Consider the following 14088-nt stretch of genomic DNA (forward strand, 5'->3'; position numbering starts at 1 on the left):
TCTCTCCCCACTCACGCTTCATCGACTTCATCGACGGCAATCATCAGCAGCGCTTCATCCAACCATGAAGAAATCCGCGCTGGTGCTACATGGTCCCGTGGCGGGATGCTCCATGCCATGCGCCCCGCCCACATCGCCCTCGCCGCACTGGTCGCCGCCGTCTGGGGAGTCAATTTCGTCGTCATCGAGATCGGCCTGGACCACTTCCCGCCGCTGCTCTTCTCCGCCCTGCGGTTCCTCGCCGCGGCGCTGCCCGCCGTCTTCTTCGTCGGCCGGCCGAAGGTCGCCTGGAAGTGGATCGTCGCGGTAGGCCTGGTCCTGGGCGTCGCCAAGTTCGGCCTGCTGTTCACGGGCATGGACCTGGGGGCGCCCGCAGGACTCTCGTCCCTGGTCCTCCAGGTCCAAGCGGTGTTCACGGCCGTGTTCGCCTTCGCCGCGCTCGGCGAACGGCCGGGACGGGTACGGGTCGCCGGAATGGCCGTGGCACTGGCGGGTATCGCGGTCGCCGCCGTCGACGAGGGCGCCTCCGGCCCGCTGTCCGGGTTCCTCCTGGTCGTCGGCGCGGCCGCGTGCTGGGGCGTCTCCAACGTCCTGACCCGTAAGGCCGCGCCGCCCGACGCGCTGAACTTCATGGTGTGGGTCAGCACCGTTCCCGTCCTGCCCCTGCTCGGCCTCTCCCTCCTCCTGGAGGGCGCCGACCGTGACCTGGCCGCGCTGCGCTCACTGGACTGGACGGGCGCCGGAGTCGTCCTCTACGTCGCCTGGGTCACCACGATCTTCGGCTTCGGTGCCTGGGGCCTGCTGCTCCGCCGCCACCCGGCGTCCTCGGTGGCCCCGTTCTCCCTCCTCGTCCCCGTCTTCGGGATGTCCTCCGCGTACCTCTTCCTCGGTGAGCCGGTCGGCCCCCTGCGCTGGTGTGCGGCGGCCCTGCTGGTCGGCGGCGTCGCGCTGACGTCCCTGCCGGGCCGCCGAGGGGCGCGGCCGGCGCCGAAGGCCCAGGAACCGCTGACAGCCGCGCGTACCTGACGTTCCAGGGTGATCCTTCCGACCGGCCGACGGTGGATCACCCACAGCAGCTGATCAGGCGCATCACCCGCAGGAGTTCGGCACCTGGTAGACGGAGGTCGTCGACATCCACAAGACGCTCACCACCGACCCGCAAAGCCCCCGGCTCACCGTTCCCTGGTAGTGGCCGGGTCACGCGGGAAGCGGGCGCGCATCGCGTCGATGCAGAGGTCGCGGGAGGTCGGACCGCCGAAGCGGAGCCGGTCGTACGGGGTGAACGCCGGCTCCAGGGCGTCCAGTTCGTCGATCGCGGCGTGCAGCCTCGCCGACCACGGAGGCGTGCCGGCGTCCGGGTCGTACGGTGCCGCGGTGATCTCGGCGGTCAGCCGCTCCTTGTGCTGTATCGACGCCGGGGTGACGGAGTGCAGGCACACGTACCGGCCGCTCAGATACGCCTCCCATTCCTGGCGCCCGGCCGCCGGGTCGGCCCAGTGCGCGACGAACCAGGCCTCGAGCTTCTCCGGACCGCCGGCCGCCTCCGCCGGTGCGAAGAGGTCCTTCGGGACCATCTGGGCGCCGTCGGAGCGCAGATAGCCGGGCAGCGGCAGCAGCCTGGCCAGCATCATCAGCCGTACGGCGCCGGGGTCGCGGCCGGAGGTCAGGCACAGGTCGTCCAGTACGGCGAACTGCGCGCTCACGTAGGCGTCGTCCGCGGGTGACATCGGATGGTCGCCGTTGACCTCGCGGAAACGGGCCGCGATCTCGCGCTCGTACATGGGAGTCGCTCCTTTGTGAGTCGGTCCCGTGCACGCTAGGGCCGGGACGGTTCGGCGTCCGCCGAACCGTCCCGGCCGCTCGGAAGCAGGCTGTCCAGGAACGGGCCGCTCGCAGGGACGGGCTGCTCGGAGCAGGCCGCTCAGAGCAGCGAGAGCAGATGCTCCCTGCCCGCGGTGAGCAGGCCCGGCAGCTCCGCGGCGGTCGGGTACCACCGCTTCTCGTACTCCCAGCAGACCCACCCGTCCGGGTCGGCGAGCGCGAGGCACTCGGCGAGCGGCAGCACTCCCTGCCCCAGCGGCAGCGGCGTCAGGTCCTCGCGTGAGGCCACGTCCTTGACCTGTACGTATCCGAGGAAGGGGCTCAGCGCCGCGTGGGTCGCCTCCGGCGCCTCGCCGCCCAGCCAGGTGTGCATCACGTCCCACAGGGCCCCGGCGTGCTTGTGGCCGACCAGGCCCAGCACCCGCGTGACGTCGGCGCCCCTGCGGTGCGAGTCGTGTGTCTCCAGCAGGATCCGCACACCGAGGTCGGCGGCGGTCTCCACGGCGGCGCCGAGCCGGCGGGCGGCGATCGCGTCGGACTGCGCCGGGTCCTGGTCGCCGCCGCCGGGGAACACCCGGACGAACGGCGCCCCGAGGTCCTTGGCCAGCCGGCTGAGATCCTCCATCTCCTTGATCACGGGCTTGTCGTCACCCGGCGCGGCGATCCGCGCGTACCCGGCGACGGTGAGGATCTCGACGCCCGCGCGCTCGAACTCCCTGACCGCCTCCGCCCGTTCCGTCGTGCCGATGCCGGGGTGCACCGGCTCCTCCGGATGGGCGCGCAGTTCCACGCCCTGGTATCCGCTGTCGGCGGCGAGCCGGGCCACCTCCGTCAGCGGCCTGCCCGGCACGCCGAGGGTCGAGAAGGCGAACTTCATCGAACCGTTCCTCCCTGAAGTGTCAGCCGCCAGTCCTGGCCGACCAGATCCGCTCCGTACGAGCGGTGCGGCTTCTCGGCGACGAGCGTGAACCCGGCGCGCTGGTAGATCCGGCGGGCCGCGGTCAGTACGTCGTTGGTCCACAACACCATGTCCCGGTACCCGGCATCGCGCGCGAAATCCACGGCGGCGCGCACCAGCCGGTCGCCGAGGCCGTGCCCGCGCGCCTCGGGCTCGACGAGCAGCAGCCGCAGCCGGGCCGTGTCAGGCGCGACGTCCCGTACGCACATCACCGAGCCGACCGGGCGTCCGTCCGTCTCGGCGATCCACACACGCTCCAGGCGGGGGTCGTGCTCCTGGGCGAAATCGGCGACGATGCGGGCCACCAGGCCCTCGAAGCCGGCGTCCCACCCGTACTCGGCGGCGTAGAGCGCGCCGTGCCGCTGGACGATCCACCCCAGGTCACCGGGGCCGGGATCCCGCAGGACCGGCTCCGCGGCGGAGCCGGACCTCGCCTGGGACAGCAGCTCCCGTACGGTGCCCAGCGCCTCCGCGAGCCGGTCCCGGTCCCGCTCCGGCACGTCGGCGACGAGCGCGCCGACGGCTTGCCGGGACCGTTCGTCGAGCAGCGCGGCGGCCTTCCTGCCGCGGTCGGTGAGCGTGATCCGCTGGCGTCGTGGGTCCCGCTCGGAGGGGGCGCGGGCGACGAGCCCGTCACGCTCGAATTTCGCGAGCAGCCGGCTCAGGTACCCGGCGTCGATCGACAGCTCGCCCCGCAGGTCGGCGGCGTCGGTCCGGGGGCTGTGCGCCAGCTCGTACAGGACACGGGACTCGGTGAGCGTGTACGGCGTGTACAGATGCTTGCCGTAGTCGAGCGCGCCGATGAGGTTGGTGTAGAAGCGGTTGAACGCGCGGATCTCTTGTATCGGCATGATCGGCTCCGGGGTCAGCGTTGACTCAGTCAACGCTATGCCCGCCCGGCCTGCCCGGGCAAGGCCCCTGCCGGCTCCGCCGTGCCCCGGATCTGCATCTCGGGGCGCCCGGTGACGATCAGCCACGCGGGGAGGATCGCGACACACAGCACGGGCAGAAGACGGGGGTCGGCGACGAGGACGGCGGCCATGAACAGGCTCAGCCAGCCCTGCCTGGTGACGGCGACGAGCACACCGAGGACCGCGGCCCCGGTCGCCAGGGCCATCGGTACCGCGTCGACGAGGGCGTGGGCGAGCATCCCGAGCGCCGGTGGTGAGCATGGCGACGGTCCAGCCCGCGGACGTGCCGGAGAAGCCCCACCATCCCGGCAGGGTGTCCCACAGCCAGTTCTGGAGCGCTTCGGCGAGCTCGCTCACCCCGATCAGCACGAGGCTGGACGCGACCCCGATGAGCAGTGCCGGCAGGACGAGGGGAAGGAGGACGCGGGCTCGCGGGCCTGCGACCGGGACGCCCCGGCCCCGGGAGCCCCGGGGCCGGGGCGTCCCGGCGATGCGTCGCGCGTCATTCTTCCTCCGCTGCGGCGGTGGACGGGAGGGCACCGGCCCGGGCTGCGTTCCAGCAGCTCCCGGCGTCAGCGGGGCTGCGGTGGTTCAGTGCGCGGACGTGCGGTCGCGATCCGGCCCGCGTCCATGATCGGAGGTCAGCGCCCAGATGACGAACACGGCGATCGCGATGGACACCACCGCCCAGATCGGCTGGTACGGCAGCCACATGAACTGAAGGACGACGACCAGCACGGCCAGTCCCACACCGAGGCCCCGTGCCCAGGCGGCGCCCTGAAGGATGCCCCCGCCGGTGACCGCCACCAGGATGCCGACGATCAGATGGATCCAGCCCCACGTGGTGAGGTCGAACTTGAAGACGTAGTCGCCGACGCGCGTGTACACGTCGTCCTCCGCGATCGCGGCGATCCCGGACAGGATGTTGAGGAAGCCTTCCATCAGCATCAGGACACCGGCGAACATCGTGCCGCCCGTGACCCAGGCGGACCCGCCGCCACCGCGTGAGGTGGTCCGGGTGCTTCGCGTGCTACTGGACATGCTCGTTCTCCGTCCTCGGGGCAGGAACCTCAGCGTGTGGGCGGTGCCTGCGGGGCGGCGAGCGGTTGTGGGCCGTTCAGGTGACGTGGAAGCGGGGCGGACGCCGGCCCGGCGGGACCGCGGACGGCCCCGCACCGGGTCGGGCGGGCGCGCCCCGACGCGGCGGGTGGCCCCGGCCCTTGGGGGCCGGGACCGCGTCGTCGCGCCGCGTCGTCACGCCCTCGGCGGCGCCGTCGAGTCCCGGGCCATCAGCTCCGCCGCGATCGAGGCGATGCCACCGGGCGGCGGCGCCTCGTTGCCCATCGCCAGCCGGCCGGCGCGGGCCCCCGCCTCGAAGAGCGGGAGCCGGACGGTCGTGAGCGCCGGCACCGCGTCCACGGAGAAGGGCAGGTCGTCGAAGCCCGCGACCGAGATGTCGTGGGGGATCCGCAGGCCCTGGTCCCGCAGCGCCGCGCACGCGCCCAGCGCGACGGTGTCGTTCGCGGCGACGATCGCCGTCAACTCCGGGTCCCTGCGCAGCAGTTCCAGGGTGGCGTCGTACCCCGACCTGCGGTCGTACGGGCCGTGCACCGTGAGCCGTTCCTGCTCGGCCGTGTCTCCGCCCAGCCCGGCGGCGGCCATCGCCGCGCGGTGGCCCTCCAGCCGGTGGCGGGTCGTGGTGCGCTCCACGGGTCCGGCGACGTATCCGATGCGGCGGTGGCCGAGCGTGAGCAGGTGCTCGGTGAGCCGCCGTCCGCCGCCGCGGTTGTCGAAGGCGAGCGAGGCGACGACGGCGTCGCTCCCGGGCAACGGCGGACGGCCGCACAGCACGACCGTGGTCCCGGCGTCCGCGAGCCGGCTGAGCTTCGCGGTCATGGCGGCGATGTGGTCGGGGTCCTCCAGGGCACCACCGGTGAGGATCACGGCCGCGGCGCGCTGGCGCTGGAGCAGGGTGAGATAGGTGAGTTCACGTTCGGGCGAACCGCCGGTGTTGCAGACGACGGCGAGCTTCTCGCCGCCCGCACGGCCCGTTCCCTCCTGCCCGCCGATCTCCGTCTGCGCCGCTCCGGCCATGATCCCGAAGAACGGGTCGGCGATGTCGTTGACGAGGATGCCGACGAGGTCGGACGTGGCGGCGGCGAGTGAGCTCGCCGGGCCGTTGAGGACGTAGTCGAGCTCGTCCACCGCTCTCAGCACCCGCTCCCGCGTCGACGCGGCGACCGGGTAGTTGCCGTTCAGTACGCGGGAGACGGTCGCCGGGGACACCCGGGCGCGGGCCGCCACATCCGCCAGGGTGACTGTCATCGCTTTCCTCCGCGGGAGATGGAGCGGCCCCCTTGTCCGGGCCGCTGTCGGCAGGCTAGCTTCATATCGCGTAGAAAGCGCTTGCTACGCTCATATCGAGGGAACTCGGAAGAACCGAGATGAAAGATGGAGGCACTTCGTGACACGCAGGACAGTGCGGATCGCCATGAACGGCGTCACAGGGCGGATGGGGTACCGCCAGCACCTGGTGCGCTCCATCCTGGCGATCCGCGAACAGGGCGGTCTCGACCTCGGCGACGGCGAGGTGCTCTGGCCGGAGCCCGTACTCGTCGGCCGGCGCGAGCACGCACTGCGCGAGATCGCGGAGCGGCACGGGATCACCGAGGTCTCGACCGACCTCGACGCCGTTCTCGCCGACGACAGCATCGACATCTACTTCGACGCCCAGGTCACCTCCGCACGCGTCGGTGCGCTGAAGAAGGCGATCGCGGCCGGAAAGCACCTCTACACAGAGAAGCCGACCGCCACCGACCTGGCCGGCGCGCTGGAACTCGCGCGCCTCGCCCAGGACAAGGGCATCAAGCACGGCGTCGTCCAGGACAAGATCTTCCTGCCGGGCCTGCTGAAGCTGAAGCGCCTCATCGACGGCGGATTCTTCGGGCAGATCCTGTCCGTGCGGGGCGAGTTCGGCTACTGGGTCTTCGAGGGCGACTGGCAGGAGGCGCAGCGCCCGAGCTGGAACTACCGGAGCGAGGACGGCGGCGGCATCGTCGTGGACATGTTCCCGCACTGGGAGTACGTGCTGCACGAGCTGTTCGGCCGCGTCACCTCCGTCAGCGCGCAGGTCGCCACCCACGTTCCGCAGCGCTGGGACGAGCAGGGCAAGCCCTACGCGGCGACCGCCGACGACGCCGCGTACGGCACCTTCCAGCTCGAGGGCGGCGCGATCGCCCAGATCAACTCCTCCTGGACGGTACGGGTCAACCGCGACGAGCTCGTCGAGTTCCAGGTCGACGGCACCCACGGCTCCGCGGTCGCGGGCCTGCGCAACTGCCGGGCCCAGCACCGCTCCGCCACGCCGAAGCCGGTGTGGAACCCGGACCTGCCGGTCACCGAGTCGTTCCGCGACCAGTGGCAGGAGATCCCGGACAACACCGAGTTCGACAACGGCTTCAAGGCGCAGTGGGAGCTCTTCCTTCGCCACGTGGTCCTCGACGAGCCCTACCACTGGGACCTGATGGCCGGCGCGCGCGGCGTGCAGCTCGCCGAGCTCGGCCTGCGGTCGTCGGCGGAGGGCCGGCGGCTCGAGGTGCCGGAGCTGTCGCTGTGACGATCCGACTCCCGCGGCCCGACGGCTCCCTGACCGCGTACGAGCCGCGCACCGAGCCCCTGGGCTTCACGACCTCGGGGGTACTCACCTCCCGTACGGTCTTCTCCGCCGCCCATGTCGTGGCCGACCCGTTTGCCGACGTCAGCCCCGACTCTCCCGCCGCCGTCGACTGGGATGCCACGCTCGCCTTCCGCCGCCACCTGTGGTCGCACGGGCTCGGCGTCGCAGAGGCCATGGACACCGCGCAGCGCGGGATGGGCCTCGACTGGGCGGGTGCGGCCGAGCTGATCCGGCGCTCGGCGGCCGAGGCGAAGGCCGTCGGCGGCACGATCGCCTGCGGCGTGGGCACCGACCAGCTGTCCGGCTCGGCGACACTCGCGTCGGTACGGTCCGCCTATGAGGAACAACTCGCCCTCGTCGAGTCCACCGGCGCGCAGGCGATCCTGATGGCCTCCCGGGCGCTGGCCGCGGCGGCGACGTCCGCCGAGGACTACCTGGACGTCTACGGCCACCTGCTGCGCCAGGCGTCCGAGCCGGTGATCCTGCACTGGCTCGGCCCGATGTTCGACCCCGCGCTGGAGGGCTACTGGGGCTCGACCGACCTGGACGTGGCCACGTCGGTCTTCCTCGACGTGATCGCCGCCCACCCCGACAAGGTCGACGGCATCAAGGTCTCACTGCTGGACGCGCGCAGAGAGGTCGAGCTGCGCCGCCGCCTGCCGCAGGGCGTGCGCTGCTACACGGGCGACGATTTCAACTACCCGGAGCTGATCGCGGGTGACGATCGCGGCTTCAGCCACGCCCTGCTGGGTATCTTCGACCCGCTGGGCCCGCTGGCGGCGGAGGCCGTACGGGTTCTGGACACGGGCGACACGGCCGGCTTCCGCAAGCTGCTCGACCCGACGGTCGAGCTCTCCCGCCACCTTTTCCAGGCGCCGACGCGCTTCTACAAGACGGGTGTCGTGTTCCTGGCCTGGCTGGCGGGCCACCAGTCCCACTTCACGATGATCGGCGGCCTCCAGTCCGCGCGCTCCCTGCCGCATCTGGCCCGCGCGTACGAACTGGCCGACGGGCTCGGTCTGTTCCCGGACCCGGCGTCGGCCGAGGCCCGGATGAAGTCCCTGCTGAACGTCTACGGAGTCCCGCAGTGAACCCTCTCTCGCGCTTCAGCATCAACCAGATGACGGTCAGGCAGCTGTCCTTGCCGGCACTCGCCGACGCCTGCGCCGGCCTGGGCATCCCGGCGGTGGGCCTGTGGCGCGAACCGGTCGCGGAATACGGTCTGGACGCCGCGGCGAAGCTCGTACGGGACGCTGGTCTGACGGTCACGTCCCTGTGCCGGGGCGGCTTCCTCACGGCTCTCGACCCGGCCGAGCGCACCCGCGCGCTGGACGACAACCGCGCCGCGATCGACGAGGCGGCGACGCTTGGCACGGACACGCTGGTGATGGTCTCCGGCGGCCTCCCGCCGGGCAGTCGCGACCTCGTCGCGGCCAGGGAGCACATCGCGGACGCCCTCGCCTTGCTCGCGCCCTACGCGGCCGAACGCGGCGTCCGTCTCGCCATCGAGCCCCTGCACCCGATGTTCGCCTCGGACCGGTGCGTGGTCTCCACCCTCGACCAGGCCCTCGACCTCGCGGAACGCTTCCCGGCCGACCAGGTGGGCGTCGTCGTGGACACGTACCACGTCTGGTGGGACGACCGGGCTCCGGCGGCGGTGGCCCGCGCGGGAGCCGCAGGCCGCATCCATTCCTTCCAACTGGCCGACTGGACGACCCCGCTGCCCGCCGGCGTCCTCAACGGCCGCGGCCAGCTCGGCGACGGCGCGATCGACATGCGCGAGTGGCTCGAGCGGGTGGAGGCGACGGGCTGGACGGGCTTCATCGAGGTGGAGCTGTTCAACGACGGGTTGTGGGCGCGGGACGGGGTGGAGGTACTGGAGGAGACGGCGGGGAGGTTCGCGTCGGAGACGTTCTGAGCGCCGGCCGCGGAGCCTCGCGGCCGGCACGCCTTGTCCCCGTCCGGCGGGCAAGCCCGGTTGCGTCATCGGCGATGGCACCGGCCACGGGAAGCCGGTGGCCGAGGGGACGCCGTGAGGGGTAGGGGTCCGGCGCGGCCGTGGGGACGTGTTCCGTGGCGACGCCGGGCGGGCCTTCGCGGACCGTGCGGAAAGAAGTCCTCCGCCGCTGACATAGACGCACGCGTCGTCCTCCGTCTGAGACGTGAAAGCAACACCGACCACGTACACGACCAGCGGAGGACCGATGAGAACGAAGAGGCTCGTCATGGCAGGGGTCATGGCGATGGCTCTCGCGGGCGGCGCCGGGACGGCGCTCGCCCTGGGGGGCGGCTCGGCGCAGCCGCACGTCAGGGTCGCGGCCGACGGCACGGGCAGCGCGACGCCTGCCGCGGCCGCGGCCGAGACAGGGCCGCGCGTGGTGCAGCCGTACCAGCCCGTGGAGATAGGCCAGGGCGCGAAGATGGGGCTGCTTCCGCAGGGCCGGCAGAACTATGTCGTGGCCTGGGAGGACTTCGAGCGCTCCGTCGAGCGGGCCAAGGCGTACGTCGGGGACAGCATCCGCCCGAACAGCCTCAGCGGCGGCCTGCAGACCGACGGGGACGACGCCCTGTTCACCGGCGCGTTCCGTACCGACACGGTGCCCGCGCGCATCACCGTCCGCGTCGGCTCCGGCCCCGAGCAGGCCGCGGGCATGCTGATGCTTCCCGGTGAGCCGGGCTGGGGCACGTACTACCTCGACGCGGCGGGCGCCGGCGCGCCCAAGGAGACCACCAAGGTGACCGCGTACGGGGCGGACGGCGCGGTGCTCGCCGGCCTGTCGTTCGAGCCCTTCCCGGCCGGCCGCTGACGACAGTCCCGCCCGTAGGGCGGCCATGTCACGCTGTTGCGCCGGCGACGAGGGAGCGGCACAACAGCGTGGCGTGCGCCGCGCCCGGACGGCGAACACGAGGACTCGCTTGAAGACGAGCGCGGAGGCGGAGTTCCGGGCGTTCGTGGTCAGCCGCTGGCCACGCATGCTCCGTACCGCCCATCTGCTGACCGGACATCACCACGACGCGGAGGACCTGGTGCAGGCCGCCCTGGCCAAGGCGTATGTGAAGTGGGAACGCGTACAAGGGGCCGACGACCCCGACTCCTACGTGTGGCGCATCATGATCAACGCAAATGTGGACCGGCTGCGGCGCACCCGGCTCCGTGAGTGGCTCACCACCCGCTTCCCGGAGACCGCCGCGCCGGACCGGACCGACGCCGTGGCACAGCGGGGGGCCGTGATGGACGCGCTCGGCCAACTGCCTCCTAAGCAGCGGGCGGTGGTCGTGCTGCGCTATCTGGAGGACCGCAGCGAGAGCGAGGTGGCCCGGCTGCTCGGCACCGGGATCGGTACGGTGCGCAGTCATACGGCACGCGCCCTGAAGAAACTGCGCGAGCATCCGGGCATCGTCCCGGCGCACATGACGCCGGCGCACATGACGGGGGAGCGGCAGCCGTGAACGAGGACGACCTGCGTCTCGGCGACGCGTTGCGCCGCGAGGCGGACGCCGTACCCGTCGGCCCCGCGCCGGTGGACGAGGTGCTGCGCCGGGGAAGGGCCACGCGGCGGCGCCGCACCACCGCGTGCGCGGGCGGCGCGGTCACCATGCTCGCCGTCGTGCTCGCGCTCGTGCCCCTGTCCGGCCGGTCACCGCACCCGGCCCCGCCCCCGCCGGCGACCGCCCCGCCGGTCACCGCCGCGCCCTCGGGCGTCCGGACGGTCCGGCCGTACGAACCGGTGGCCATCGGCCACGGCATCGGGATGGCACTGCTGCCGGACGGCCGGCAGAACTACGTCGTGGGCCCCGGCGATCTCACCGCCACGATCGACGCCGCCCGTTCCTACACCGGGGACAACATCCGCGACGACGGCCTCAGCTCCGGGAAGGACATCGACGCCGAACACGTCCTGTACCGGGGCGCGTTCCACACCGGAGCGGTCCCCTCACGGATCGAGGTCCGGCTCGACTCGGGTGAGCGGTTCGCGGCGTCCATGCTCCGGCTCCAGGGCGACCCGGGCTGGGGTACCTATTACGCCTTCGGCGACCCGGCCCGGGGCACGGAGGGCTGGACGGTCACCGCGTACGCGGCGGACGGTGGCGTGCTGGTGGAGCAGCACTTCGGGAACCCGGCCGCCCCCTGAGGGACTTCGCACCCTGCGCGCACGGGGCGAGCCGTCGTGGCCGGAACCCGTCCCGGGAACATGGCGGAAATTACTCCGCGCGACCATGCAACCATCTTTGCGTCACCGGAGTCGTATGTGTCGTCAGGGCTTCGGGGGTAGCGCGTCCGGGGGGAACAGCGCTGAGCCTTGGCGGGGGGAGCGTAAGGGGCCCGGTCATCGACCGGGCCCCCTCTTCGTGGCGGGCGAGCGTGGACAGGACCGGGTGGAAGCGGTGGGACGGTGACCCGGGCAGTCCGGTACGGCGGTTGTCCACAGGCCGCACGCGCTGTCGGAGCGCGGCGATAACGTCGGGGCATGTCCAATCCGGTCGCGTTCCAACCCGCTGTGCTCGAAGGCGTGCTCGAGCGGATCACGTACGCCAACGAGGAGAACGGCTACACGGTCGCCCGCGTCGACACCGGCCGCGGCGGCGACCTGCTCACCGTCGTCGGCTCGCTGCTCGGCGCGCAGGTCGGTGAGTCGCTGCGGATGGAGGGGCGTTGGGGCTCCCACCCGCAGTACGGCAAGCAGTTCACCGTGGAGAACTACACCACCGTCCTGCCGGCCACGATCCAGGGCATACGGCGCTATCTCGGCTCCGGTCTGATCAAGGGGATCGGCCCGAAGATCGCCGAGCGGATCGTGGACCACTTCGGTACGGACACTCTCGATGTGATCGAGAAGGAGCCGAAGCGGCTCATCGAGGTGCCGGGCCTCGGGCCGAAGCGGACGAAGATGATCGGCGTGGCCTGGGAGGAGCAGAAGGCCATCAAGGAGGTCATGGTCTTCCTCCAGGGGGTGGGCGTCTCGACGTCCATCGCGGTGCGGATCTACAAGAAGTACGAGGACGCCTCCATCTCGGTCGTGCGGAACCAGCCGTACCGCCTGGCCGCCGATGTGTGGGGCATCGGCTTCCTGACCGCCGACAAGATCGCGCAGGCGGTGGGCATACCCCACGACAGCCCCGAGCGGGTCAAGGCCGGACTGCAGTACGCGCTGTCGCAGTCCACCGACCAGGGGCACTGCTTCCTGCCTGAGGAGCAGCTGATCTCGGACGCCGTGAAGCTGCTCGCCGTCGACACCGGGCTGGTCATCGAGTGCCTCGCGGAGCTCGCGGCCGACGAGGAGGGGGTCGTACGGGAGCAGGTGCCCGGACCGGACGGCGGGGAGCCGGTGACGGCCGTGTACCTGGTGCCGTTCCACCGCGCCGAGCTGTCCCTCGCCGGGCAGCTGCGGCGGTTGCTGACCACCGGGGACGACCGGATGCCGGCCTTCCAGGACGTGGCCTGGGACAAGGCGCTGGCATGGCTCGCCGACCGTACGGGCGCGAAGCTGGCGCCCGAGCAGGAGGCCGCGGTCAAGCTCGCGCTCACCAGCAAGGTGGCGGTGCTGACGGGCGGCCCCGGCTGCGGCAAGTCGTTCACCGTCCGCTCCATCGTCGAACTGGCCCGCGCCAAGAAGGCCAAAGTGGTGCTCGCCGCTCCCACCGGCCGCGCGGCGAAGCGGCTCGCCGAGCTGACGGGCGCCGAGGCCTCGACCGTGCACCGGCTGCTGGAGCTCAAGCCCGGCGGTGACGCGGCGTACGACAAGGACCGGCCGCTGGACGCGGACCTGGTCGTCGTCGACGAGGCGTCGATGCTCGACCTGCTCCTCGCCAACAAGCTGGTCAAGGCCGTGGCGCCGGGCGCGCACCTGCTGCTGGTGGGGGATGTGGACCAGCTGCCGAGCGTCGGCGCGGGGGAGGTGCTGCGCGACCTGCTGGCGGACGGCGGTCCGGTGCCGAGCGTGCGCCTGACGCGGATCTTCCGGCAGGCGCAGCAGTCCGGTGTCATCACCAACGCGCACCGGATCAACACCGGGCTGCCGCCCATCACGTCGGGCCTTCCGGACTTCTTCCTGTTCGTGGAGGAGGAGACCGAGGACGCGGGCAGGGTGACCGTCGACGTGGCGGCCCGCCGGATCCCGGCGAAGTTCGGCCTCGATCCGCGCCGCGATGTGCAGGTCCTCGCGCCCATGCACCGCGGCCCGGCCGGCGCGGGGACGCTCAACGGGCTGCTCCAGCAGGCGATCACCCCGGCCCGGCCGGACCTCCCGGAGAAGCGGTTCGGCGGCCGGGTCTTCCGTGTCGGCGACAAGGTCACCCAGATCCGTAACAATTATGAGAAAGGGCGCAACGGCGTCTTCAACGGCACGGTCGGTGTCGTCACGGCGCTGCACATGGACGACCAGCGGCTGACCGTGCTGACGGACGAGGACGAGGAGGTCCCGTACGACTTCGACGAGCTGGACGAGCTGGCGCACGCGTATGCGGTGACCATCCACCGCTCCCAGGGCAGTGAATATCCGGCGGTGGTGATCCCGGTCACCACGGGGGCGTGGATGATGCTCCAGCGCAATCTGCTGTACACGGCCGTCACCCGGGCGAAGAGGCTGGTGGTCCTGGTCGGGTCGCGCAAGGCGATAGGCCAGGCGGTCCGGACCGTTTCCGCAGGCAGGCGCTGCACGGGCCTCGCGCACCGCCTCGCCGTGTGAGCCGGCGGGCCGGCCGGGCACCGCGGGCACGGTGGT

Annotated in this window: 13 protein-coding genes and 1 pseudogene; 8 read left to right on the forward strand and 6 right to left on the reverse strand. The window is 71.9% G+C overall.

Annotated features, from left to right (window positions below; all coding sequences use genetic code 11):
• Positions 1 to 117: 117 nt before the first annotated feature.
• Positions 118 to 1026, forward strand: a complete 909-nt coding sequence (locus AB0K36_RS05305; RefSeq protein ID WP_364588572.1) for an EamA family transporter — start codon at positions 118 to 120, stop codon at positions 1024 to 1026.
• Between the two features lie 146 nt (positions 1027 to 1172).
• Here the strand turns inward: AB0K36_RS05305 and AB0K36_RS05310 are convergent, their stop codons facing one another.
• The 6 genes and pseudogenes from AB0K36_RS05310 to AB0K36_RS05335 all read right to left on the reverse strand — a co-directional run bounded on the left by AB0K36_RS05310 (position 1173) and on the right by AB0K36_RS05335 (position 6015).
• Positions 1173 to 1781: a DUF6058 family natural product biosynthesis protein gene (locus AB0K36_RS05310; RefSeq protein ID WP_364588575.1), complete on the reverse strand. Its 609-nt coding sequence runs from the start codon at positions 1779 to 1781 to the stop codon at positions 1173 to 1175.
• 140 nt (positions 1782 to 1921) lie between these two features.
• Positions 1922 to 2698: a sugar phosphate isomerase/epimerase family protein gene (locus AB0K36_RS05315; protein ID WP_364588578.1), complete on the reverse strand. Its 777-nt coding sequence runs from the start codon at positions 2696 to 2698 to the stop codon at positions 1922 to 1924.
• Positions 2695 to 3630 (reverse strand): bifunctional helix-turn-helix transcriptional regulator/GNAT family N-acetyltransferase, encoded by a 936-nt coding sequence (locus AB0K36_RS05320; protein ID WP_364588581.1) that lies wholly within the window; start codon positions 3628 to 3630, stop codon positions 2695 to 2697. The genes AB0K36_RS05315 and AB0K36_RS05320 overlap by 4 nt, the downstream gene beginning before the upstream one ends.
• A gap of 35 nt (positions 3631 to 3665) precedes the next feature.
• Positions 3666 to 3941 (reverse strand): annotated as a pseudogene (locus AB0K36_RS05325) (ion channel protein); the annotation flags it as partial.
• A gap of 340 nt (positions 3942 to 4281) precedes the next feature.
• Complete coding sequence (locus AB0K36_RS05330) at positions 4282 to 4731, reverse strand: DUF7144 family membrane protein (protein WP_364588583.1); 450 nt, start codon at positions 4729 to 4731, stop codon at positions 4282 to 4284.
• Between the two features lie 213 nt (positions 4732 to 4944).
• Positions 4945 to 6015 (reverse strand): LacI family DNA-binding transcriptional regulator, encoded by a 1071-nt coding sequence (locus tag AB0K36_RS05335; protein ID WP_364588585.1) that lies wholly within the window; start codon positions 6013 to 6015, stop codon positions 4945 to 4947.
• A 139-nt stretch (positions 6016 to 6154) separates the two neighbouring features.
• Here AB0K36_RS05335 and AB0K36_RS05340 point away from each other — a divergent pair, with 139 nt between their 5' ends.
• The 7 genes from AB0K36_RS05340 (at position 6155) to recD2 (ending at position 14052) form a co-directional block, all read left to right on the forward strand.
• Positions 6155 to 7306 (forward strand): Gfo/Idh/MocA family protein, encoded by a 1152-nt coding sequence (locus AB0K36_RS05340; RefSeq protein ID WP_364588587.1) that lies wholly within the window; start codon positions 6155 to 6157, stop codon positions 7304 to 7306.
• Positions 7303 to 8457 (forward strand): dihydrodipicolinate synthase family protein, encoded by a 1155-nt coding sequence (locus AB0K36_RS05345; protein ID WP_364588590.1) that lies wholly within the window; start codon positions 7303 to 7305, stop codon positions 8455 to 8457. The genes AB0K36_RS05340 and AB0K36_RS05345 overlap by 4 nt, the downstream gene beginning before the upstream one ends.
• Entirely contained in the window at positions 8454 to 9284 is an 831-nt protein-coding gene (locus AB0K36_RS05350) for a sugar phosphate isomerase/epimerase family protein (protein WP_364588593.1), read from the forward strand. Before AB0K36_RS05345 ends, AB0K36_RS05350 begins: the two co-directional genes overlap by 4 nt.
• Before the next feature lie 286 nt (positions 9285 to 9570).
• Positions 9571 to 10173 carry a hypothetical protein gene (locus AB0K36_RS05355; RefSeq protein ID WP_364588596.1) on the forward strand — a complete coding sequence of 201 codons (603 nt, stop codon included), beginning with the start codon at positions 9571 to 9573 and terminating at the stop codon, positions 10171 to 10173.
• 109 nt (positions 10174 to 10282) lie between these two features.
• Positions 10283 to 10816, forward strand: coding sequence for a SigE family RNA polymerase sigma factor (locus AB0K36_RS05360; protein ID WP_364588599.1), 534 nt, complete (start codon positions 10283 to 10285; stop codon positions 10814 to 10816).
• Complete coding sequence (locus AB0K36_RS05365; protein ID WP_364588602.1) at positions 10813 to 11499, forward strand: hypothetical protein; 687 nt, start codon at positions 10813 to 10815, stop codon at positions 11497 to 11499. Before AB0K36_RS05360 ends, AB0K36_RS05365 begins: the two co-directional genes overlap by 4 nt.
• Positions 11500 to 11835: 336 nt before the next feature.
• Positions 11836 to 14052 carry an SF1B family DNA helicase RecD2 gene (recD2, locus tag AB0K36_RS05370; protein WP_364588605.1) on the forward strand — a complete coding sequence of 739 codons (2217 nt, stop codon included), beginning with the start codon at positions 11836 to 11838 and terminating at the stop codon, positions 14050 to 14052.
• The last annotated feature ends 36 nt before the right edge of the window (positions 14053 to 14088 follow it).

It is taken from the genome of Streptomyces kurssanovii, from assembly GCF_040677245.1.
Classification (GTDB): Bacteria; Actinomycetota; Actinomycetes; order Streptomycetales; family Streptomycetaceae; genus Streptomyces; species Streptomyces kurssanovii.

Excerpts from the sequence above, each read along its gene's own strand:
- AB0K36_RS05310 (WP_364588575.1), bottom strand. The coding sequence starts at position 1,781 with ATGTACGAGCGCGAGATCGCGGCCCGTTTCCGCGAGGTCAACGGCGAC.
- AB0K36_RS05305 (WP_364588572.1), top strand. The coding sequence starts at position 118 with ATGCGCCCCGCCCACATCGCCCTCGCCGCACTGGTCGCCGCCGTCTGG.
- recD2 (WP_364588605.1), top strand. The coding sequence starts at position 11,836 with ATGTCCAATCCGGTCGCGTTCCAACCCGCTGTGCTCGAAGGCGTGCTC.
- AB0K36_RS05315 (WP_364588578.1), bottom strand. The coding sequence starts at position 2,698 with ATGAAGTTCGCCTTCTCGACCCTCGGCGTGCCGGGCAGGCCGCTGACG.
- AB0K36_RS05320 (WP_364588581.1), bottom strand. The coding sequence starts at position 3,630 with ATGCCGATACAAGAGATCCGCGCGTTCAACCGCTTCTACACCAACCTC.
- AB0K36_RS05355 (WP_364588596.1), top strand. The coding sequence starts at position 9,571 with ATGAGAACGAAGAGGCTCGTCATGGCAGGGGTCATGGCGATGGCTCTC.
- AB0K36_RS05335 (WP_364588585.1), bottom strand. The coding sequence starts at position 6,015 with ATGACAGTCACCCTGGCGGATGTGGCGGCCCGCGCCCGGGTGTCCCCG.
- AB0K36_RS05330 (WP_364588583.1), bottom strand. The coding sequence starts at position 4,731 with ATGTCCAGTAGCACGCGAAGCACCCGGACCACCTCACGCGGTGGCGGC.